This is a genomic window from Anaerotignum neopropionicum, assembly GCF_001571775.1.
Taxonomy (GTDB): Bacteria; Bacillota; Clostridia; order Lachnospirales; family Anaerotignaceae; genus Chakrabartyella; species Chakrabartyella neopropionicum.
On the sequence record NZ_LRVM01000002.1, the window covers coordinates 179,070 to 201,116 of the forward strand.

25 protein-coding genes and 2 pseudogenes are annotated in these 22,047 nt (G+C 43.4%); 25 read left to right on the forward strand and 2 right to left on the reverse strand.

All coding sequences use genetic code 11. From position 1 onward, the window contains the following. Positions 1 to 15 precede the first annotated feature (15 nt). Positions 16 to 471, forward strand: a complete 456-nt coding sequence (locus tag CLNEO_RS04550; RefSeq protein ID WP_015524254.1) for a GyrI-like domain-containing protein — start codon at positions 16 to 18, stop codon at positions 469 to 471. A 26-nt stretch (positions 472 to 497) separates the two neighbouring features. Then, on the forward strand, positions 498 to 1,262 hold the full coding sequence (locus tag CLNEO_RS04555) for an alpha/beta hydrolase (RefSeq protein ID WP_066085079.1): 765 nt from the start codon (positions 498 to 500) through the stop codon (positions 1,260 to 1,262). Positions 1,263 to 1,357: 95 nt separating this feature from the next. Here the strand turns inward: CLNEO_RS04555 and CLNEO_RS04560 are convergent, their stop codons facing one another. Next, positions 1,358 to 2,164: a helix-turn-helix domain-containing protein gene (locus tag CLNEO_RS04560; RefSeq protein ID WP_066085083.1), complete on the reverse strand. Its 807-nt coding sequence runs from the start codon at positions 2,162 to 2,164 to the stop codon at positions 1,358 to 1,360. A 483-nt stretch (positions 2,165 to 2,647) separates the two neighbouring features. Between CLNEO_RS04560 and CLNEO_RS15290 the strand changes: the two genes are divergently transcribed. The 5 genes and pseudogenes from CLNEO_RS15290 (at position 2,648) to CLNEO_RS04580 (ending at position 4,345) form a co-directional block, all read left to right on the forward strand. Continuing rightward, positions 2,648 to 2,836: a hypothetical protein gene (locus CLNEO_RS15290; RefSeq protein WP_083531843.1), complete on the forward strand. Its 189-nt coding sequence runs from the start codon at positions 2,648 to 2,650 to the stop codon at positions 2,834 to 2,836. Then, positions 2,833 to 3,174 carry a DeoR family transcriptional regulator gene (locus CLNEO_RS04565; RefSeq protein WP_003020305.1) on the forward strand — a complete coding sequence of 114 codons (342 nt, stop codon included), beginning with the start codon at positions 2,833 to 2,835 and terminating at the stop codon, positions 3,172 to 3,174. The genes CLNEO_RS15290 and CLNEO_RS04565 overlap by 4 nt, the downstream gene beginning before the upstream one ends. Further along, a complete protein-coding gene (locus CLNEO_RS04570; RefSeq protein ID WP_066085086.1) occupies positions 3,167 to 3,472 on the forward strand; it encodes a DUF3847 domain-containing protein in 306 nt (101 codons plus the stop codon). Before CLNEO_RS04565 ends, CLNEO_RS04570 begins: the two co-directional genes overlap by 8 nt. A gap of 2 nt (positions 3,473 to 3,474) precedes the next feature. After that, positions 3,475 to 3,732: pseudogene (locus tag CLNEO_RS04575) on the forward strand (transposon-transfer assisting family protein); the annotation flags it as partial. A gap of 391 nt (positions 3,733 to 4,123) precedes the next feature. Continuing rightward, positions 4,124 to 4,345 (forward strand): hypothetical protein, encoded by a 222-nt coding sequence (locus CLNEO_RS04580; RefSeq protein ID WP_066085092.1) that lies wholly within the window; start codon positions 4,124 to 4,126, stop codon positions 4,343 to 4,345. A 54-nt stretch (positions 4,346 to 4,399) separates the two neighbouring features. Here CLNEO_RS04580 and CLNEO_RS16045 read toward each other — a convergent pair whose 3' ends face one another. Further along, positions 4,400 to 4,645: a hypothetical protein gene (locus CLNEO_RS16045; protein WP_162266453.1), complete on the reverse strand. Its 246-nt coding sequence runs from the start codon at positions 4,643 to 4,645 to the stop codon at positions 4,400 to 4,402. Between CLNEO_RS16045 and mobQ the strand changes: the two genes are divergently transcribed. From mobQ to CLNEO_RS04665, 18 genes and pseudogenes are all read left to right on the forward strand, one after another. Then, the gene (mobQ, locus tag CLNEO_RS04585) at positions 4,532 to 6,112 is read left to right on the forward strand and encodes a MobQ family relaxase (protein WP_066085095.1); all 1,581 of its coding nucleotides are present in this window, start codon (positions 4,532 to 4,534) and stop codon (positions 6,110 to 6,112) included. The two genes, CLNEO_RS16045 and mobQ, sit on opposite strands and share 114 nt — an antisense overlap. A 145-nt stretch (positions 6,113 to 6,257) precedes the next feature. After that, positions 6,258 to 6,902, forward strand: a complete 645-nt coding sequence (locus CLNEO_RS04590) for a CHC2 zinc finger domain-containing protein (protein ID WP_066085098.1) — start codon at positions 6,258 to 6,260, stop codon at positions 6,900 to 6,902. Next, positions 6,871 to 8,208, forward strand: coding sequence for a virulence-associated E family protein (locus tag CLNEO_RS04595; RefSeq protein WP_066085101.1), 1,338 nt, complete (start codon positions 6,871 to 6,873; stop codon positions 8,206 to 8,208). Before CLNEO_RS04590 ends, CLNEO_RS04595 begins: the two co-directional genes overlap by 32 nt. 241 nt (positions 8,209 to 8,449) lie before the next feature. Beyond that, positions 8,450 to 8,647 (forward strand): hypothetical protein, encoded by a 198-nt coding sequence (locus tag CLNEO_RS04600; protein WP_066085106.1) that lies wholly within the window; start codon positions 8,450 to 8,452, stop codon positions 8,645 to 8,647. Beyond that, the gene (locus tag CLNEO_RS04605) at positions 8,648 to 10,318 is read left to right on the forward strand and encodes a recombinase family protein (protein ID WP_066085109.1); all 1,671 of its coding nucleotides are present in this window, start codon (positions 8,648 to 8,650) and stop codon (positions 10,316 to 10,318) included. A gap of 90 nt (positions 10,319 to 10,408) precedes the next feature. After that, positions 10,409 to 10,492: pseudogene (locus CLNEO_RS15300) on the forward strand (Maff2 family mobile element protein); the annotation flags it as partial. 13 nt (positions 10,493 to 10,505) lie between these two features. Beyond that, the gene (locus CLNEO_RS04610) at positions 10,506 to 11,375 is read left to right on the forward strand and encodes a VirB6/TrbL-like conjugal transfer protein, CD1112 family (RefSeq protein ID WP_066085115.1); all 870 of its coding nucleotides are present in this window, start codon (positions 10,506 to 10,508) and stop codon (positions 11,373 to 11,375) included. Between the two features lie 22 nt (positions 11,376 to 11,397). Beyond that, a complete protein-coding gene (locus tag CLNEO_RS04615) occupies positions 11,398 to 11,709 on the forward strand; it encodes a hypothetical protein (RefSeq protein WP_066085117.1) in 312 nt (103 codons plus the stop codon). Then, a complete protein-coding gene (locus CLNEO_RS04620) occupies positions 11,709 to 12,509 on the forward strand; it encodes a DUF3849 domain-containing protein (protein ID WP_066085122.1) in 801 nt (266 codons plus the stop codon). Before CLNEO_RS04615 ends, CLNEO_RS04620 begins: the two co-directional genes overlap by 1 nt. After that, a complete protein-coding gene (locus tag CLNEO_RS04625; protein ID WP_066085125.1) occupies positions 12,509 to 12,907 on the forward strand; it encodes a PrgI family protein in 399 nt (132 codons plus the stop codon). The genes CLNEO_RS04620 and CLNEO_RS04625 overlap by 1 nt, the downstream gene beginning before the upstream one ends. Then, the gene (locus tag CLNEO_RS04630; protein WP_066085128.1) at positions 12,861 to 15,239 is read left to right on the forward strand and encodes a VirB4-like conjugal transfer ATPase, CD1110 family; all 2,379 of its coding nucleotides are present in this window, start codon (positions 12,861 to 12,863) and stop codon (positions 15,237 to 15,239) included. The genes CLNEO_RS04625 and CLNEO_RS04630 overlap by 47 nt, the downstream gene beginning before the upstream one ends. A gap of 1 nt (position 15,240) precedes the next feature. Next, positions 15,241 to 16,956 (forward strand): C40 family peptidase, encoded by a 1,716-nt coding sequence (locus CLNEO_RS04635; protein ID WP_066085133.1) that lies wholly within the window; start codon positions 15,241 to 15,243, stop codon positions 16,954 to 16,956. Between the two features lie 113 nt (positions 16,957 to 17,069). Next, the gene (locus CLNEO_RS04640) at positions 17,070 to 17,402 is read left to right on the forward strand and encodes a CPCC family cysteine-rich protein (RefSeq protein ID WP_242864154.1); all 333 of its coding nucleotides are present in this window, start codon (positions 17,070 to 17,072) and stop codon (positions 17,400 to 17,402) included. Positions 17,403 to 17,521: 119 nt separating this feature from the next. Beyond that, positions 17,522 to 17,761, forward strand: coding sequence for a DUF4315 family protein (locus CLNEO_RS04645; RefSeq protein WP_066085138.1), 240 nt, complete (start codon positions 17,522 to 17,524; stop codon positions 17,759 to 17,761). A gap of 4 nt (positions 17,762 to 17,765) precedes the next feature. Further along, positions 17,766 to 18,422: a DUF4366 domain-containing protein gene (locus CLNEO_RS04650; protein WP_066085142.1), complete on the forward strand. Its 657-nt coding sequence runs from the start codon at positions 17,766 to 17,768 to the stop codon at positions 18,420 to 18,422. Between the two features lie 3 nt (positions 18,423 to 18,425). Beyond that, a complete protein-coding gene (locus CLNEO_RS04655) occupies positions 18,426 to 20,498 on the forward strand; it encodes a type IA DNA topoisomerase (protein ID WP_066085144.1) in 2,073 nt (690 codons plus the stop codon). 3 nt (positions 20,499 to 20,501) lie between these two features. After that, on the forward strand, positions 20,502 to 21,608 hold the full coding sequence (locus CLNEO_RS16155; RefSeq protein WP_066085147.1) for a DUF4316 domain-containing protein: 1,107 nt from the start codon (positions 20,502 to 20,504) through the stop codon (positions 21,606 to 21,608). A gap of 77 nt (positions 21,609 to 21,685) precedes the next feature. Next, positions 21,686 to 22,045 (forward strand): type II toxin-antitoxin system RelE/ParE family toxin, encoded by a 360-nt coding sequence (locus CLNEO_RS04665; RefSeq protein WP_066085148.1) that lies wholly within the window; start codon positions 21,686 to 21,688, stop codon positions 22,043 to 22,045. The last annotated feature ends 2 nt before the right edge of the window (positions 22,046 to 22,047 follow it).

Here is a 22,047-nt window from a genome sequence, read left to right on the forward strand (position 1 = left end):
TTGAGGTGGTATGGAATGGTTAAAGTGATAAAAGAAAAATTTGTTGTCATTGGAAAAGAGGGGTCAACATTAGATGGCGAAGGATTTATTCAGAAATTATGGGATGATGCCAATAGTCATTTTAGTGAGGTAGCACATCTGGCAAAGAAAGACGCAAACGGTGGCATTGTAGGAATATGGGGTGCCATGTCTGATATTTCTCGCTCATTTAAACCGTGGGAAGATGGCTTTAGTAAAGGCTTGTATCTGGCAGGAGTGGAATGTGTTGATAATGCAGAAGCACCTGATGGATGGATAAAATGGACAATACCAAGTTATGAGTATATAGTTGTTGAAAACCATAAAGGAATGTTTGAAGAAACCATTGGACAAATGAATGAGGATGGTATTTCTCTTGTGGGAGCAGTTCACGACTATACCGACCCAGTAACAGGAAAGGGCTATCTGTATTTCCCGATAAGAGAAGTTTAATAAATCAGAATTGAGGTAAAATAAAAATGGTTGAATTACATGGAAAAGCACCATATAAGACCGTCTTAATTCATGGAGGTCCCGGGGCAGTAGGTTCTTTAAAAACCTGTTCAGAAGAATTGAGCCGATTGACGGAAAAGGGAATTGTTGAAGCATTGCAATCCCAATATTCTATAGCTGAATTGATTGAAGAATTATATTTGCAGATTATAGAATATTGTCAAGAAAAACCGACTTTAATCGGTCACTCATGGGGAGCATGGTTAGCTGTTTTATTTGCAGAAAAATACCCAAAGCTATGTAAAAATATTATCTTAGTTGGTTGCCCGCCACTTGCAGATAAATATGTCAAAGAAATATCTTTGCGAAGATTGCGAAATCTTTCGGGCGAAGAAAGTAAAATCTTTCAGAGAATGATAGATAATGTGGCTACTGATGAAGATATAAAAAAGATACCCAGTATTTTAGAAAAATCGGATAATTATTACCTTGAAAGCAGCGAAAAACTCATAGTAGACAAAGCAGATAATGAAATGTATAACAGCATTTGGAACGAGGCTGCTAAGTTGAGAACGAATGGAGAATTATTGACAGCATTTAAGAATATTCAGAGCAAACTATTTTTAATACAGGGAGTTTGTGACCCTCACCCGATAGAAGGAGTAATTAAACCATTAGAAGAAAACGGTATTCCATACAAAACTTATATTTTAGAAAAATGCGGTCACAATCCATTCATGGAGAAATACGCAAAAGAAAAATTTTATGATATTCTTCAAGTTATTATATAACTTACAGTTTACCGAACTAAACTTTCAACTGAATAACCACAGCACAAACCGCTGCTACATGGAAGTAAAAACAACCATGCAACAGCGGTTTTTCTTTACCGTTTTTTCCTCTGGCTGATAGGCGTTCCCATTTTCTTTGATTTTTGGAGAATCCGAATCAGCCAGCGAAATTCTTCTTCTGATAAATTTTTGTAGTTGATACCAAGCTGCTTGCAGTAAAGAAGTGCCAGTTTTTCCAAACGGCTGCCCTTGAAATTTTCGACCGCTTCCAGATTTTCTTTCAGTTCATCGGCAACAGTGGTCTGGGGCGCACTCTCACTGTCCTTTTTGTGGGCTTCCCGAATATCCCGGATAATGAGGTTGAGGTCATCCAGAACCATGTGACTGAAATATTCATCATCGCTGATATGGGCAGCTTGCAGCACCTTCAAATGCGGGTCATCTTCGCCGGGGCGATACCGTTCAATGATTTCATGCCGGACGGTATCGACAAGGGCATTGAGGTTTTGAATCTGCATGGTAGCAATCCCGTCCACATAAATCTCAATGTCTGCAAGAAACTTGATAAAATCTTTATGTGTGGCAAGCTCACAGAGCAGACGGTTGTTAATCCGACCGCTTTTTAGAAGTGCAACCATCTCATCATTCAAATGCAGCTCCGTCAATGGCGTGTTGATCTGCTCCCTGTTCTCTGTCCGGCACAGTAGATAATCGACGGAAACCTCATAGAAGTCTGCCAGCGTGATAAGGTTGCCATGATTGATTTCTTTATAATCCTCTTTTTCATAACTTCCAAGAGCTGATTTGGAAATGCCCGTCAGCTTTGATAGTTCTTCCAGATTTAAGCCTTTGTCCTTGCGGAGTTCCCAAAGGCGTTCCTGTATGCTTGTTGCTCCTTTCATGGGCGCACACTCCTTTCCGGCGGTTTCACTGTTGCCGCTTAATTGGATTATATCACACTTTCCGCAATCGTGGAAATTTCTGATTTTTACCCCTGATTCCTACTTTGTGGACATACGGCACAGGGCACAAAAATGTTCTATGATACAGGTAGTTCATCGATGGATTATTCCAATCGAATGACCAGCCTGTGTGGGATATGCTTCCCCGGCGATGTAGCGCCATGACTTTTGGCAGGGATATGGAGGAACCCCGACCAAAACGAGCGTACCAAAGGGAGCGATACGCCGCTGTGAGATTCAGGGGAGGAACGACACCGGGGAGAACTGGCGAACTGACACCGAAATGATACTGAAACACGACAATCTGATAGGGGGATAGCCTACCCTATCGCTGATACTTCGGGAGATTTTAAGCGGCTCTATGACCGTAATTTTGCCGAAAATCGCCCCGAAACCATACACTAAAACGGGAGGAAGCGCAATATGCCGAGAATGAGCAAAAAGAGGAAGCAAGAGCTTTCCTTTTACCTCAATGAACGGGGGCGTGTCACTTACAACGAATTATGCCGGAAATGCCAGCATGGGTGCAAGCAGAGCTTCCGGGCGGTTGTGGTTGACTGCCCCCGTTATTTATCCAAACGAGCAAAAAAGAAGGAGGAACACACCGAATGAATTTTGAATTTATGACGATAGACACACCCTTGCCGCCCTGTATGCCATTTCCCAGAGCGTTGACAGGATTTCCAGTCAGCAGCACCGCAAAGGTCATGTACTGCCGGATGTTAGATGCTATGCTATCCAAAGGACAGGAGGACGAGAACGGAATCCTGTTTGTCTGCTTCCCTGTCACAGCCATTGCCGCCGTTCTGTCCCGCAGCCCCATGACGGTCAAGCGTTCTCTGAATGAACTGGAAACCGCCGGACTGATCATGCGAGTGCGTCAGGGTGTTGGAGAACCAAACAGGATTTATGTACTGATACCGGGAAAGGAGGACGCTGCCCTTGCCTGATACCTCAAAGCTGGAAAAGTTAAACCGGGAGCTGGAGAAAAGCGAAAAGAAACTGCGGAAAGCCATCAATGATGAAAAGGCATTGCAGCACCAGTTAAAGCAGCTTACCCGAAAGGAACGAACGCACCGGCTCTGTACTCGTGGCGGTATGCTGGAAAGCTACCTTCCCCACCCGGAAGCCATCATGGATGAACAGGTCAGTTTGTTTTTGAAACTGCTGTTCCATAAAGATAGTACCCGGCAGCTTATGGAAAAAGTATTTGCCGAAAACAGTACAGCAAAGGAGGGCGCAGAATAAAGATGAATTTTTCTAAAGACGAGCTGGCTATGGTCTATCAGTACGCCGCTGGTACAAAGGAGGACACCATTGCGGGGCTGAAAGAAATCGTGCCAGTTATCCGTGACCAGCAGACAAGGGAGATTGTGGAGAGTACCATCCGAAAGCTGGACGCCATCCCGGAGCCGGAGTGCCGCCGTTTTATCGCTGATACGAAGCAGCGGTTTATCCAGAAGCGGGACAATTCCATCCGGCGCAGGCTTGCAGAAGCCAAGGCACAGACGAGGACGCAGAAGCCACAGCCCAAGAGAAAGCAGCCAGACCGGGAACGGTCATAATCGCTTCCAGAGCCGCCGTCAGTAGGCTGCCCCTCTGGAAGAGGGCGCAATTATACACCACCCAAAGGTTGGTGCATTGCGTTCTCCGAAGGCTCCTCGCCGGAGGGCTGTGATTTTCCGCAGTCATGGTCTGCTCCAAATCAAACAGGGGACGCTACGCTTCCCCTGCGCTGGCTGCCGCCAGCTACCCTTTTGTGGACTTGCCATCTGGGGATACCTTGCGTTGCAAGCTGTTCCCAGACGACAAGTTTCATAAAATATGCTATCTTTTCGATAGGCAGTGAAGTATAATGAAGTCAGCAATAAATTTGAAGTTATACGGGAGATAAAGTAAATGAAAAATAGACCAAAAATTATTATCGCAGTTATTGTTTTACTTGTACTTTTGATACCTGTTCCTATAAGATATAAGGACGGAGGTAGTGTTCATTATAGGGCAATTTTGTATGACATTACGAAATATCATCAGTTAGATTTAGAATCAGAAACAGGTTACAATGATGGGTTGAAGATAAGGATTTTAGGAATACCAGTTTATAATAGTTTTGATGAATAACTTTCCGTTTGCTATTCCACACACATCGGGTCAACTTGTCCCGAACTTTTACAATTAAATACTCGCCGCCCACACAGCGGCACAACGAGCAGGAAATCTGAAAAAAGGTCTCCTGCTTTTTTTCTGCCCAAAATGAGGTGGTAAAACGCCACCCCATCCACCAATTACCGAAAGGAGGGACACGAAATGCCCTGTCCACACAACGAAATCACGATTGTTCAGCGCAGCCAGCGGCAGTCTGCGGTTGCCGCCGCTGCTTACCAGAGTGGCGAAAAGCTGTTCTGTGAATACGACCAGCAAGTGAAGCACTACCCGGAAAAGCGTGGTATCGTCCACAATGAAATCCTGCTCCCACCTAATGCCCCGCCGGAGTATGCAGACCGCAATACCTTATGGAATGCCGCCGAAGCGGTGGAGAAGCAATGGAACTCCCAGCTTGCAAGGCGGTGGGTGCTTACCATCCCAAGAGAGATACCGCCTGACCAGTACGCTGTCCTTGTCCGGGAGTTTTGTGAGCAGCAGTTTGTTTCCAAAGGCATGATCGTTGACTTTGCCATCCATGACCCCCATCCGTCGAGACACAATCCCCACGCCCATGTCCTGCTGACTATGCGGGCAATGGACGAACATGGAAAATGGCTTCCCAAGAGCCGCAAGGTTTATGACCTTGATGAGAACGGGGAACGGATAAAACTTCCGTCCGGCAGGTGGAAAAGCCACAAGGAGGATACGGTGGACTGGAATGACCAGAAGTATTGTGAAATCTGGCGGCATGAATGGGAGGTCATCCAGAACCGCTATCTGGAAGCCAATGACCGCCCGGAGCGTGTGGACTTGCGTTCCTATGCCAGACAGGGGCTTGATATAGTTCCCACTGTCCATGAGGGTGCTGCCATCCGGCAGATGGAAAAGCGTGGTATCCAAACAAATATCGGCAACCTGAACCGGGAAATCAGAGCCACCAACCGCCTGATGAAGTCTATCCGGCAGCTTATCCAAAACCTCAAAGGCTGGATTACCGAGCTGGGAGAAAAACGGAAGGAGCTGCTTGCACAAAAAGCGGCGGAGGAAGCGGTCTTTCTTCCAAATCTGCTGATGAAGTATATGGAGATACGAAAGGAAGAACGGAAGGACTGGACGAGGGCTGGACAGAACCGGGGGACTTCACAGGACTTAAAGGCAGTCAGCGAAGCCCTGTCCTATCTCCGGCAAAAGGGGCTTTCCACTGTGGAGGACTTAGAAGCATTTCTGGAATCTTCCGGGAAATCAGCCGCAGATTACCGCAATCAGATGAAGCCAAAGGAAACCCGCAGCAAAGTGATTGACGGGATTCTTGCCAGCCGGACAGACTGCAAGGAATGTAAGCCTGTCTATGAGAAGTACCAGAAGATATTTTTTAAGAAAACAAAGGAGAAATTCAAACAGGAACACCCGGAGGTTGCCCGGTATGCGAAAGCCGCCGCCTACCTTGCCAAGCACCCAGACGATAAGGACAGCACCCAAAAGGAGCTGCAACAGGAGCAGGAAAAACTTCTCAGCGAAATCGCAGAGCTGAAAGTACCGCTGACCGAGGTGCAGGCTGATTTGAAGAAACTGTGGGACATCCGCTACTGGGTACGGAAAGCCACACCCGGCACAGAGGAAAGCAAAGAGCCGCCAAAGAAGCAGCCCATCAAAGAAGTCTTGCAGGATAAGGCAGACGAGAAAAAGGTTCAAAGAACTGCCCCGGCACAGGCGAAACACAGACAACAGGATATGGAACTTTAACAGGCACTTGCCATTTTCAATCAGAGAATGTCAGGTGCTTTTCTTATTTGCACGAGTGACGAGCTGGGCGGATATGCTTGCATATCCATTCAGCGACCACCGTGACAGCGTGGGAAGCTTTCCCACGAATCAAGGAGGGATAGATTTGAATGTATTTGAAGCTGTGAAGCAGTCCGTCACAACAAGACAGGCTGCAGAGCATTATGGAATCCATGCAGGTCGGAACGGGATGGCTTGCTGCCCGTTTCATAACGATAAGACCCCAAGCATGAAGCTGGACAGGCGTTACCACTGCTTCGGCTGCGGTGCGGATGGGGATGTGATTGATTTTACCGCCGCCCTGTATGGGATGGGAAAGAAAGAAGCCGCCGTACAACTGGCACAGGACTTTGGGCTTTCCTATGAGGACTGGAAGCCGCCGGAAAAGGCAAAAAAGCCCAAACCCCGGCAGAAATCCCCAGAGGAACAGTTTCAGGAAGCAAAGAACCGCTGCTTCCGTATCCTTGCCGATTATCTTCACTTGCTTATGGCATGGAGAACGGACTACGCCCCGCACTCCCCGGAGGAAGCCTTTCATCCCCGGTTTGTGGAAGCCTTACAGAAGCAAGACCAAGTGGAATATCTGCTGGATGTGCTGCTGTTCGGGGATACAGAGGAAAAAGCGGCTTTGATTACGGACTATGGAAAGGATGTGATACAGCTTGAACAGCGAATGGCAGAGCTTGCAGCCACAGACGCAGCAAGAACTAAAAAACACCATGAACGCTATGCAGCCACCCCAGAGTGTTGAGGAAATCAAGGCGGGGCTGGAAACTACCGAGAAAGGCGGTGTCCGTCAGAGCATACGGAACTGCCTGACCGTATTCCAGCGTGACCCGCTGCTTTCCGGGGCTATCGCATACAACATCCTGACTGACCGCAAGGACATTATAAAGCCCATCGGCTTCTACAGAGAAAGCACCGCCCTGAACGATACGGACATGAAGTATCTGCTTCTCTATCTGGAAGAAACCTATGGGCTTACCAATGAGAAAAAGATTGATAACGCCATCGGGATTGTGGCGAATGAAAACAAGTACCATCCCATCCGGGACTATTTAAGTGCCCTTGTGTGGGACGGTACAGAACGAATTCGCTTCTGTCTGCGGCACTTTCTGGGGGCTGACGCAGACGATTACACTTATGAAGCGTTGAAGCTGTTCCTGCTGGGTGCAATCTCACGAGCCTTTCAGCCGGGGTGCAAGTTTGAAATCATGCTCTGTCTGGTCGGCGGTCAGGGGGCTGGCAAGTCCACCTTCTTCCGTCTGCTGGCAGTCCGGGATGAGTGGTTCTCCGATGATTTGCGGAAGCTGGACGATGACAATGTGTACCGCAAGCTGCAAGGTCACTGGATTATCGAAATGTCGGAAATGATGGCAACTGCAAACGCCAAGAGCATTGAGGAAATCAAGTCATTTTTAAGCCGGCAGAAAGAGGTTTACAAGATACCCTATGAAACCCACCCGGCAGACCGCCCCCGTCAGTGCGTGTTTGGCGGCACTTCCAATGCCCTTGACTTCCTGCCCCTTGACCGTTCCGGCAACCGCCGCTTTATCCCGGTCATGGTGTACCCGGAGCAAGCCGAGGTTCACATTTTGGAGGACGAAGCCGCTTCCAGAGCCTATATCGAGCAGATGTGGGCGGAAGCGATGGAGATTTACCGAAGCGGCAGGTTCAAGCTGGCATTCAGCCCCGCCATGCAGCGGTATCTCAAAGAACACCAGCGGGATTTTATGCCGGAGGACACCAAAGCAGGGATGATACAGGCGTATCTTGATAAGTACACCGGGAGCATGGTCTGTTCCAAGCAGCTCTACAAGGAAGCCTTAAACCATGCCTTTGACGAGCCGAAGCAATGGGAAATCCGGGAAATCAACGAGATTATGAACCAGTGCATTGACCGCTGGCGGTACTTCCCGAACCCAAGAATGTTTTCAGAATATGGCAGACAAAAGGGCTGGGAGCGTGAAAACCCGGCAACGGACTCCGGCAACCCGTCTGAAAAAACGATGGACGGTTTTGTGGAGGTCACAGAACAGATGGAGCTTCCATTCTGAAAATGACAGCCCGTTGCACCCCCTGTTGCTGTCCCGTTGCCGAGCCGGTTGCCGGGGAAAATCCCATAACTGCGGGCTTTTCTCCCCTATGACAACCAAAACAACAGAAAAATAAAAGAAAAGTATAAATAGTAACCACCGCCAGATTGAGATTGTTTGCAAGGTCTTTTGAAGCCCGTTGCCGGACTTCGTTGCCGACACCATGTGTCTGGCTATTTTCATGTATGGAGGATAACTGCCTATGGCAAAAAACAAAACAGAGATTCATGTGACCACTGTATTTGACGGGGAACTTGACGCTACTGATGTGTTCGTCAGCCTGATTTCCCAGAAATACGGCAAGGCAAATACGAAAGAATATCTTGCTAAAAAGAAAGATTTGAAGTATAATGAAGATGAGGTTCAAAAGAGCCAGATACCGTCTGGATTGTGTGGGTAAATGGCTATGATGAACGAAATGGAATATAGGACAATCGGTTCGGCACTTGCCGGAGGGTATCGTGCAGCGGTCTATTGCAGGCTGTCAAAGGACGATGACCTGCAAGGCGAAAGTGCCAGTATCGCAAACCAGCGTGATATGCTGGAAAAATACTGCGAAAAGCAGGGATGGGAGGTTGTGGCAGTCTATCAGGACGATGGCTTCACAGGTCTTAATATGGAGCGTCCTGATTTACAGAGAATGTTGAGAGCCATTGAGCGCAGGCAAATCAACCTTGTCATCACGAAAGACCTCAGCCGACTGGGGCGTAACTATCTGCAAACCGGGCATTTGATTGAGGACTTTTTCCCAAGAAACGGTGTCCGCTATATCGCCATGAATGACGGTATCGACACCCTGCGGGATAACAACGACATCGCCCCGTTCAAGAATATCCTGAACGAGATGTACAGCAAGGATATTTCTAAGAAAGTCCATTCCTCTTATCTTCTGAAAGCGCAGAAAGGACAGTTTACCGGATGTCTTGCCCCGTTTGGGTATCGGAAAGACCCGGAGGACAAAAACCATCTGCTCATTGACGAGGAAACCGCCCCGATTGTGCGGCTGATTTTCGGATATGCCCTAAACGGTCATGGTCCGAACTATATCCGCAGACGGCTGGAGGAAGAAAAAATCCCCTGCCCCACATGGTGGAACCGGGAACGGGGGTTTCGCAATACCCGCACCAAATGGGAAAAGAAAGACCCGGAAAACGGGCGGTATATGTGGGACTTCTCCGTTATCAAAGACCTTTTGATGAATCCCGTCTACACCGGGGCGATTGCTTCCCAGAAAAAAGACTACCGCTTCAAAATCGGCACGATTGGGGAAAAGAAGCCGGAGGACTGGATTGTGGTGGAGGGACAGCATGAACCGCTGATTGACCGTATGAGCTTTGATATTGTGCAGAACAAGCTGAAATCCCGCCAGCGTCCGGGGCAGACCAATGAAATCAGCCTGTTTGCCGGACTGATAAAATGCGGCGAGTGTGGGAAGTCGCTGACGATACGCTACACAAACGCAAAACATCCCCAGCGGATTTACTCCTGCAAGACCTACAATGCCTTTGGGAAGAACCACTGCACCCAGCACCGGATTGACTATGACACCCTTTACAGCCATGTGCTGCGGAAAATCCGGGAATGTGCCAGAGCTGCCCTGATGGACGGGGAAGCGGTTGCCGACCGCCTGACCAATACCTGTGAAGCCGAGCAGCGGGAACAGCGGGAAGCAATGGAACGCTCCATTACAAGGGACGAGGAACGGATTGAGGTTCTGGACAAAATGGTCATGCGGCTTTATGAGGACATGGTTGCAGGGCGTATCAGTGAGCAGAATTTCAACACCATGCTGGAAAGGACACAGACCGAGCAGACGGAGCTTAAAACAAAAGTGTCCGAGGGCAGGAAGCGGCTGTCCGATGAAGTCCAGCTTGCCAATGACGCAAAACAATGGGTGGAAGCCATTCAGGAATACGCCAACATCACAGAGCTGGACACAGCCACCCTCAACCGCTTAATCAAAGAAATCGTCGTGCATGAGCGCATTGACGAAGATAAAACAAGACACATTTCTATCGAAATTCATTTTAATCTCAAACCCATCCCGGAGGTGGAACAGGTCACTGCCTGACCTGTCCCGCCGGGACGGTTCTCTTAAAAACACCATATAGATTTTTTGTACGCCGCCGCCCGCCATCGAGCAGAGTTTTACACCTAATTGGGGATAAAACAGCTTATGGCAGGCGGCGGGGTTGGACTCATTGGAATGACACTTGTTCCTCTTCTTTCTGGACTTTTCGGTTAATAGGAGGTAACAAATGCAAAGTATCATCGACGCTATAACCAAATGGATTAAGGAGATTTTAATCAGCGGTATTATTGGAAACTTGACAGGGATGTTTGATACCGTTAATTCCCGTGTCGGTGAGATTGCAAGTGAAGTGGGAAAAACTCCGTCAGCGTGGAATGGCGGAGTTTTTTCCCTTATTCAAAATCTTTCCGAAACCGTTGTAATTCCCATAGCAGGGATAGTATTAACCTTTGTAATGTGTTACGAGCTTATCTCAATGATCATTGATAAAAACAATATGCACGATTTTCCACCCTCCGATATTTTTAAATGGATTATGAAAACCTTTATTGCAGTGTTAATTGTTACTAATGTGTTTGATATTGTAATGGCGATTTTTGATGTATCTCAAAGCGTTGTGGCAAGCTCCGCAGGCTTGATTATAGGCGATACAGGTATCAATATTGAAAGTGCCATCGGCAACTTGGAAACGGTATTGCAAGAAATGGACATTGGACCATTAATGGGGCTTTTTATTCAAAGCTTTGTGATACAGGTAACGATGCACGCATTGTCATTCTGCATTTTCATTGTCATTTACGGAAGAATGATGGAAATCTATATGGTAACCTCCCTTGCACCAATTCCCTTTGCTACAATGACCAATAAAGAATGGGGTGGCATGGGACAAAACTACATTAAATCCATCTGTGCCTTGGCATTTCAAGCGTTCCTCATTATGGTGTGCGTGGGCATTTACTCCGTACTGATCAATGATATTGCAATGGGCGATGACCCAATGGGTGCAATTTGGGGCTGCCTTGGCTACACATTGCTATTGTGCTTTACTTTATTCAAAACAGGAAACATTGCTAAGGGTATTTTCAATGCCCACTAACTTTATAAAGGAGAACGCTTATATGAATATGAAAAACGCACCTACCATTGATAATGAAGCTGTTGACGAGTTTTTTGGCAACCTAGAAGGGTGCTTAGAAAATATGGTAGACAGCCCCTATGAGCAGATTGAGGGTAAAACCTTTGTGATTATGACGGCGAGGGATTTCCACTATTTGCAGAACTGTCAAGCTCAGCAACCTTTTATTAATTTGCTTTTGGAAAAGCTTGAAGATTTCTCTATACAGCAGCTGGAGCACATCCGTACCCTTGCCACCTCGCAGCTAAATATAAAAATGGCAAGGGATTATTTTGAAAGAAAGGAATTAGCCTAATGGATACAAGACCTTTTTATCCCCACAGCTTTGGGGAAGCAAAACGAAATGAGGATACCGAGCGATATGTACTTTCCCACAGTGCCAATATTGATTGTAAAAATGCTATTGAAAAAGTTATCAGAGAAAACTACGATGGTTATAGACTTGGCAAGGATATCGCTAAGCCTGTCATTGAGGAATTTGGCTTTGATCGTATGAAATATGTGCTTTCTTATATGGTACAGAATTTTGACTATGATGGTCGTATCAGCAGCAATAACAAGGCTTGGGCAAAAGAAACCTTTGTGCCGGAGGACACAGTTATGGATAGAGATAGAAGAAATGAATTTTTAGTCAATTCTTCTACGGGGCTTGTAGACCTCTTTATCAACCAGTACAAGCAAGAATTTGAAAACCTGAATTTGTGGGATAAAACACAGGTGAACCCTCCCAAGGATATGAATTTTGAGGGCAAGGTTATGGTTTTAAAGCCGGAAATTCTAAATGAACAGCATAAAACAAGGGATGAGCAGTTGTTCTATGCCTTTGGTGGTTTTGGCTGTGATAGTGACAAGGGTAATAAAAAGGTAATGGGTGAATTTCTCACTGATGGAGAAAAAACCAACTTCTATCGCTTTGATTTTTTGGGCGAAGCCAAAATAGACCTATTACCCGACTGGGCAAAGGAAAAACTTGCTGAGAAGACGAAGGAGCGAAAGCCCTCCGTTCTACAGCAATTAAAGGAAAACAAGGATCAAATGAAGAAGGGTAGTCTTGCCCCTGTGATAGACAAAAAACAGGATAAGGGGGAACGCTAATGGCTTATGTATCTGTTCCAAAAGACCTTAATGCGGTCAAAACAAAGGTTATGTTTAACCTTACCAAAAGACAGCTTATTTTCTTCTCTCTTGCAGGGATTGTGGGATTACCCATTTTTTTCATCTTAAAAGGCAGTATTGACATTACCATCGCCACTCTTGCAATGATGGTTGTTATGCTACCTTTTTTCTTATTTGCAATGTATGAAAAGCACGGACAAAAACCCGAAGTGATCATTAAACAGATATATATGGTCAAAAAAGGCTTGCCATCGGAGCGACCCTATAAAATACAAAATGCCTACACACTTTTGGAAAAGCAATATAATCTCAATAAGGAGGTAACGCAAATTGTCAAAAGACAACACAAAACAAGAAGTAAAGCTCACAAGAGCTGAGAAAAAGGAAATCAATAACATTATCGCAAAGTATAAAGGCGATGGTAAAAAAGCGATGTCTGCACAGCAAAGTATCCCCTATAAACGCCTTTATCCCGATGGTATTTGCCGTGTGGATGAGGACTTTTATTCCAAGAGCATTTTATTTGAGGACATCAACTATCAGCTTGCAGAAAACGAGGATAAATCCGCTATTTTTGATGGTTGGAGCAACTTTCTCAACTACTTTGATACATCCATTAAATTTCAGCTCTCTTTCCTTAATATCACAGGCAACGAAAAGATATTTGAAGATAGCATTACCATTGCACCACAGGAGGATGATTTCAACTCTATCCGTGAGGAGTATTCCGATATGCTTCTGAAGCAGCTTTCCAAGGGCAATAACGGAATTATCAAGCGCAAGTATCTCACCTTTGGTATTCACGCAGACAGCTACAAAAAGGCAAAAACAAGGCTTGAACGCATTGAAACTGACATCTACAACAACTTCAAAAAGTTGGGTGTGCGTATGGAAAGCCTCGACGGAAAAGAACGGCTCCATCTACTTAGAAATATGCTTTATATGGACGAGAAACAATCCTTTAACTTTGAATGGAATTGGCTACCTGTATCGGGGCTATCCACCAAAGATTTTATTGTTCCTTCGTCCTTTTATTTTGGCGATGCCAAGCGATTTAAGACCGGAGATAAATTTGGTGCAGTATCCTTTATGGAGATACTGGCGCCTGAACTTTCCGACCGTGTGCTTGCAGATTTTCTTGAAATTGAGGGAAATCAAAATGTAACAATGCACATTCAGTCTATCGACCATAGCAAAGCCATTAAAATGGTAAAACGCAAGCTGTCTGACCTTGAAAAAACGAAGATTGACGAACAAAAAAAGGCGGTTAGAAGTGGTTATGATATGGATATAATGCCTGCTGACCTTGCGCTGTTCCTCACGGAGATGAAAAAGCTATTACAGGATTTACAAAGCAGAAATGAGCGACTTTTCTATTTTACCTTTATGATTGTGAACACTGAAACTTCTAAAGACAAACTAGATAATATCGTTTTTGGAGCAACTAGCCTTGCCGGAAAGCATAACTGCATTCTCCATAGGCTTGATTATCAGCAGGAGCAGGGTTTTATGAGCTGCTTGCCACTGGGGAAAAACCTAATTGACATCAGAAGGTGTATGACCACCACAGCAACGGCGGGATTTGTACCTTTTACCACTTGTGAACTGTTTCAAAACGGCAATGCCCTCTATTATGGGATCAATGCCTTGTCGAGCAACCTTTTAATGGCCGACAGGAAATTGCTTAAAAATCCTAATGGACTGATTTTAGGAACACCAGGTTCGGGAAAATCTTTCTCAGCCAAACGAGAAATTGTCAATGTGTTTCTTATTACTGATGATGATATTGCGATATTAGACCCAGAAGCCGAGTATGCACCACTGGTGCAAAAGCTGAACGGTCAGGTTATTAAAATCTCCCCACTTTCCAAACAGTTTATCAATCCAATGGATATTAGCCTTGACAATATGGAGGAAGAAAATCCACTTATCTTAAAGAGTGATTTTATTCTTTCTCTCTTTGAGGTGATGATGGGAAAGGTACAAGCTGATGAAAGAAGTATCATTGACAGCTGCTTGCAACAGGTTTATATGCCGTATTTTCTAGACCCCCAAAATACTCAAATGCCAATTTTAGAGGATTTGTATAACACGATTTTAGAGCGAAACAGCCCACAGGCAAAGCACATTGCCGAATGTATGGCGATTTATGTCACAGGCTCATTGAATGTGTTTAATCATCGTACCAATGTGGATATTAGCAATCGTGTGGTGTGTTTTGATACCAAGGAGCTGGGCAACGCTCTAAAAGAGTTTGGTATGCTTGTGGTGCAAGACCAGATTTGGAGCAGAGTCAGTAGAAATAGAAATGATAAAAAATCTACCCGTTATTATATTGATGAAATGCATCTGCTTTTGGGCAAGGAGCAAACCGCTAATTACACGGTGGAGATTTGGAAACGTTTTCGTAAATGGGGAGGTATTCCCACAGGGTTAACGCAGAACGTGAAGGATTTTCTGTGCTCTCCACAGGTGGCAAACATCTTTGAAAACTCCGACTTTGTATATCTACTGAACCAAGCAGGCGGTGATAGAGAAATCCTCTCCAAACAGCTTAATATCTCTCCCCATCAGCTTTCCTATGTGACTAATTCCGGTGCTGGCGAAGGATTGCTTATTTATGGCAGTATCATTATTCCCTTTATTGACCACTTCCCGAAGGATACCGAGCTTTACAAGATTATGACTACAAAGCTTGAGGAAGTGTAAAATGGAGGGTAAATTAAATAAATCTCGTTTGAAACTGAAAAAATCTGAGTTAAAACGAGATAAAGCATTGGAAAAGGTACTAAAGAATAAGAAACAACGCAAAATGCAAAGAAAGTTCTATGAGAAAGAAAAGCCAAAGTCAAAGCTGGATTTTGGCGAAAATAAGGCAAAACCATCTGATAGGCTAATAGACAACCCAAAACCATCTGATAGCTTGGTGGATATAGTAAAACCACAATCTAACATAATAGGAAAATTCAAGAATGTACCACAAAAGGCAGTTGCCAGTAATATTCATAAAGAAATTTCAGAAAGTGGAGATGACAATGTGGGAGTGAAAGCTACCCACGACAGCGAGCAGTCTGCTGAATTTATGGGTAGAAAATTGAAATCAGCATACGAGCATCAGAAATTAAAGCCCTATAAAACCCTCGCAAAAGCGGAAAAAAAGTTGCAAAAATCACAGGTTAATTACACCTACAACAAGGCTATGGCTGAAAATACGCAGTTAGGTAGCAGTCCATTTTCCAAGTGGAAACAAAAGCAAAATATCAAAAAGCAATATGCCAATGCTCGCAAAGCCGGTAATGTTACCCGTAACACAGCCACCACCATTAAAGATATTGCAAAAAAAGGTATTGATACAGTTGCTGCGATTGCAGCGAATGCTGTGAAAAACCCTAGGATTTTAATTATCAGCGGGTGCTTTCTGCTAATCATCATCATTTGCGGTGGTTTGTTCTCCTCTTGCTCTGTGATGCTCCAAGGTGGTTTTAATTCCATTGTGGGTACTTCCTATAACTCTGAGGATGAGGATATTGTAGAGGTTGACAACGATTACAAAAACCTTGAAAAAGAGTTGAAGGATAAAATTGACAACATCGAAAGTGATTATCCCGGTTACGATGAGTATCGTTATAACCTTGATGAGATTGGTCATAACGCCCATGAGCTTGCGTCCTATCTTACAGCCTTATTGAAATATTATAAGCCAAGTGAGGTGCAAGGCGAACTGCAACAGATTTTTGATTTACAGTATGCGTTGGAATTGGAACGAGTGGTAGAAATTCGTTACCGTACTAAAACGAGAACGGACAGCGAGGGTAATTCTTATAAGGTAAAAGTACCTTATAAATACTATATTTTAAACATCGCTCTTACCAATACACCTATCAAAAACGTGGCTGAGGATTTGCTTACTGCCGAGCAATTTGAATTATTTAGAGTATATCTTGAAACCAAAGGCAATAAGCCCAACGTTTTTGGAGACAAATACAGTGAAACCGATAGCAATCAAGATTTAGAATATCAAGTACCCGCCCATAACCTTACTGATGAGGAGTTTGGAAAAATGCTCAAGGAAGCTGAGAAATATATAGGTTACCCCTATGTTTGGGGAGGCAGTAATCCCTCTACCTCTTTCGATTGCAGTGGTTTTGTATGCTGGGTTATCAATCAATCGGGTGTTGGCAACATCCCTCGTACCACAGCAACAGGGATATATAATCAAACAACACCAATTCCCAAAAGCGAAGCAAAGCCGGGAGATATAATCTTCTTTGAGGGTACTTATGATAGTGCTGGGGCTGTGTCCCATGTTGGTATTTATGTCGGTGATGGAATGATGATCCATTGCGGAAATCCCATTGGTTACGCCAATGTAAATAGCGGATACTGGCAAGATCATTTTTATGCTTATGGCAGAATACAACCGTAGAGTGGATTTTTTGTTTCAAAGGTAGTATCATTATATGTAAATTATTTTGATAATTAAGCAGCCTTTGGAATAAGGCTTTTTGTGAGGAATATATATTAGGTGGTGAGAAACAATTGGGATATAAGCATTTACATTCACCTGAAATAACAAGCGATTGTAAGAAAGAACCAGAGTCTGAAAAAATTTGTGAAGCAAAAGGAATTTACCCTTGTCCATGTTGTGGTTATCGTACATATCCTGTTCCTAAAGAAGAAGCTATAGCATATATATGTCCTGTTTGTTTTTGGGAGAATGATATGTTCACATCAAGTGATGATGAGCCAAGTGATGAAAACCATGGGATGACATTAAATGAAGGTCGAAGGAATTACAGCTTGTTTGGAGCTTGCTCCCAAGATATGCTTTTTTATGTTAGAAAACCAAAACCAGAAGAACTTGTAAAATGAGCACCATCGCATTGAGAACCAAAACAGCAAAAGCGAATAAAATCTAAATGATAAATTATGCGAAATCAAGAAAGACGGGAGAAATCTCGTCTTTTTGCGTATTTAAGGAGGAAAATTTATTGCAAAACAAGTTAACTAAAATCAAAAAGGATATTCATAGAACAGAAGAAAAAATCACTGAATACCAAAGCAAGCTAAAATCCTTGCAAAAGGAAAAGACAGACCTTGAAAATCTAATGATGATTGATGTGCTTAGAAAACACAAGGTAAATCACAACGATTTGCCTACAATATTGCAGATTTTCGAGGAAGAAAAAGGTTCAAGTGTACCACTTAAAATAAACAATACGGAGGAATAACAAAATGAAAAGATTTAAAATGTTTACTACAATGTTGGTAATGAGCGTACTATCTTATTCAATGTCAACCGTAGCCTTTGCAGGTGGCGGTTCTGAATACGACGAAACCTCACCTGTGGCTGTGACACCAAAGGACGAAGCCGTACCCCTTACACCGGAGGGCAATTTGACTCTTGTAGATGATATTACCACCACTGACGAAACTGACAAGCAGTTTATCACGGCAGTTTCAAAAAATGGTAACTATTTTTACTTAGTCATTGACCGTGCAGGAGATAGTGATAATGTATACCTACTTAATATGATTGATGAAGCCGATTTAATGTCATTGATGGAGGGTGAACCCGCTAAGATGGAGGAAAAGCCAACAATCCAAGAACCCGTGCCTACTCCCGCAGAGCCAACAGAAGAACCAACAGATGATAATACAGATGAAACCAAAAGTAACACCTTACCGCTGTTAGTGCTTGTATTGGCTATGTGCGGCGGAGGTGCTTTTTATTATCTCAAATTTGTTAAGGGCAAAAATACTCATAAAGGTTCTACCAATTTGAATGAACTCAGCGACGATGAATATTCCGACGATGAGGAAGAATACGAGCTTGACGAGGATGATAGCTATTTAGCAGATGATGAAAATACAGATTACAGGGAGGAATAAAAATTGAGACTAGTCATTGCAGAAAAACCATCGGTGGCACAGAGTATTGCAAAGGTGCTGGGTGCTACCGATAAAAAAGAGGGATACCTTGAGGGCAATGGGTATTTCGTATCGTGGTGCGTTGGGCATTTGGTAGGTCTTGCCGGTACCGAGAAATATAATGAAAATTATAAAATATGGGATTTAAAGGATTTGCCTATTATTCCACAGAGCTTTGAATACGAGGTATCAAAGGGTAAGGAAAAACAGATTAAAATCCTTTGTAAGCTGTTAAATGATCCTAAAGTAGATGTAGTTATCAATGCCTGCGATGCCGGGCGTGAGGGTGAGCTTATCTTTCGCCTGGTGTATCAATTTGCCAAGTGTCAAAAGACGATGAAAAGGCTTTGGATCTCTTCTATGGAGGATAGTGCCATACAAAAAGGTTTTGAAAATCTAAAAGACGGAACTGGTTTTGATCTGATTTATGAAAGTGCTGCTTGCAGACAAAAAGCTGATTGGATTGTGGGCATTAATGCTACAAGGTTGTTTTCGCTGCTCTACAATCAGCAACTAAACGTAGGCAGAGTGATGTCTCCTACGCTTTCTATGATTGTGGAGCGTAATGCAAGCATAAAAGCCTTTCGTCCTACACCATTTTATACCATTGTCCTTGATAACGGCGCAGTGGTCTTTACCTCTGAAAAAAAGGAGGGAAAGGTACATGCGGAGGAACTTCTTAAAAGGTGCAAAAATCAGCATTTAGTAGTTACAAGCATTGAAAATAAGGAAAAGGCAGAAAAACCGCCAAAACTGTATGACCTTACCACTTTGCAGCGAGAAGCCAATCGTAAATTAGGCTTTACTGCCAATCAAACATTGGAATATATCCAAAGCCTTTATGAAAAGAAGCTATGTACCTATCCAAGAACCGACAGTCGATTTTTAACTGAGGATATGGTAGATATCTTACCGGAGCTGTTACTATATGCTTTGACAACTTTGCGATTTCCAAGGGACGAAGAATTTGATGTACCTTGCAATGCTCAGCTTGTGATTGACAGCAGCAAGGTTACAGACCACCATGCCATTATTCCCACCAAGAGCCTAGCAAACTATGATATAGAACAGCTTCCATACGGAGAAAAAGCAGTCTTGACACTCATCATGTTAAGGCTGCTTTCTGCTTTAGGGGATAACCACAGATATAGCGAAACGGTGGTAACTGCAGGCTGTGGCGATGTTGTTTTTACGACCAAAGGCAAAACTATTTTGCAAAATGGCTTTATGGAATACGAAGTGCTCCTTAACTTGGCGGAGAAACAGGACGAAAAATCACTTCCTCTTATGGCTGAAGGCGAAGTTATTGAAAATTGTAACGCAGAAATGAAGGAAGGCAAAACTTCTCCACCTAAGCAATTTACCGAGGACACCTTGCTTTTGGCTATGGAAACAACGGGTAAAGACGAAAATATTGAAAAAGAGTTTTGCGGTATTGGAACCCCTGCTACTCGTGCAGGCATTATTGAAAAACTCATTAGTGTAAATCTCTTGGAACGCAAGGGGGATAAGAAAACAAAGTATCTTCTGCCGACAGATAAGGGTAACGCCCTCATCACTATTTTGCCCGAAAGTATCCAATCCCCACTGACTACGGCTGAATGGGAAGAAAAGCTAAAATTCATTGAAACGGGCGATTTGTCTGCAAATGAATTTCTATCGGAAATTTCTAAAACGACCGAGAACCTTGTCAGGACCTATGATGTGGTAAAAGGAAGTGAACAGCTTTTTCCCTCACAAAACAAGGTGATTGGAAAATGCCCAAGGTGTGGTAGTAATGTAATCGAGAATAAAAAAGGATTTTGCTGTGAAAATAGAACCTGCGGTTTTGCCCTCTGGAAAGAAAATAAGTTTTTTACTTCCAAGAAGAAAACCCTAACCGAAAAAATAGTAAAAGACCTTTTAACCACAGGCAAATGCAAGTTAACAGGCTGTTATTCAGAAAAAACAGGTAAAACTTACAATGCTACTGTTTCCATTGATGAAACAGGAGGTAAATATGTCAACTTCGTTTTAGAATTTGAAAAAAGGGGATAAGTGATGAGTGATTATCAAGTAAAAGATTTCATGGAATTGGTCAATCAAAATCCAAAAGAGGTTTTGTTTGCTCTAACCAACGATCAGAATTTGAGGGATAGAGTGAAAAAGCTTGTAAATATGTGCGATATTGGGCAGGACTTGGATACTCCCCACAGTTTTGAGGAGCTAAGTATGATTTACGATTACACAAAGGATATTTGGTTAAAGTCAGAAGATTATGCTCTGGCGGATATTCAGTATTTTGCAGCAAAGGCAATCAACTACAATATAATTGATGTGTCCACTCTTTCCATTATTCCTCACAGAGAGTTTATTGATGCCCTTTGTGATGATAATACCGATGCGCTATATAAAGCTGCACTGAATGTATTAGAAAATACCGATGATCGGCTTTTCTTTGACAAAGAAAATGGTTCACTGACTTGGCTATACTACAATCCCGATAGCATTGCAGGTGGACAATTTGTGCAGAATACGCTGTCCTACGAACAGATTTTAGAGGTTGCTAAAATTACAAGTAATCCACAGGATTTTTTCTATGACCAGTTAGAAAGCAGAGCAAAACAAGAACTGGGCGATATTGATACCGATGAATTTGTTGCTAGGCGGGCAACTTTTTTAAGTGGTAGCCATACTCTTTCCGGCATATCGGAAAACACAATGAAAGCTCTAATTACTCTTGCAAAGGAAAGAGAAAACTACCTCAAGACCGCTGAAATGAGCAGTGAGCAAAATTATAATCAAATTGATGGTATTATCAACAACGAGCTCCCTCGCACCATTGGTGGATATGCTGTTACCGAAAACCATATTGTTGGCAATTATGAGTTTGCCTTTGGTGAAAATGAAAAGGCTCCCTCACCTTATGGCTCTTGGCAAAGGAATATTAAAAACGATGAAGAACGAGCTGATGGCGATAACTGGTTTTGGGGGCATTATTTCATTGACAAAGACAAGGCTGTTTCCGATTTTAAGGAACGCATCAAAGATGCTTTGGAAGAAGTGGCTACGAAAAGCCACTCAGTTACCACAAAGCTAAAAGCCTTTAAAGAACTGGAAAACCAAAGCGAAGGTGCAATTCATAAAAACAAAAACTTTGAGCGATAATACCCGTTGACAATATGGGATAAATCCCATATAATATTAGTGAGGATAAACACATATCCTATAAAGGTGGATTACAAATGACAGATTTTGAAATCGAATTTTATAAAAATCAAAATGGAGATGTTCCGGTTAAAGATTTTGTCCTTTCTCTTGATACAAAAATGGGAGCCAAGATGTTGCGGTGCATTGAAATTTTAAGGAAGAACGGAAATGATTTACGAGAGCCATATACAAAGCCTTTAGGTAATGGCATATTTGAACTTAGAGCAAAACAAGGGAGTGATATTTCAAGGGTGTTATATTTTTTCGTAATAGGGAGAAAAATAGTGCTAACAAACGGTTTTATCAAAAAGACGGCGAAAACACCACCTAAAGAAATTGACCTTGCTGAAAAGTACCGCAAGGATTATTTAGAAAAAAATGGAAAGGAGTTGTAATT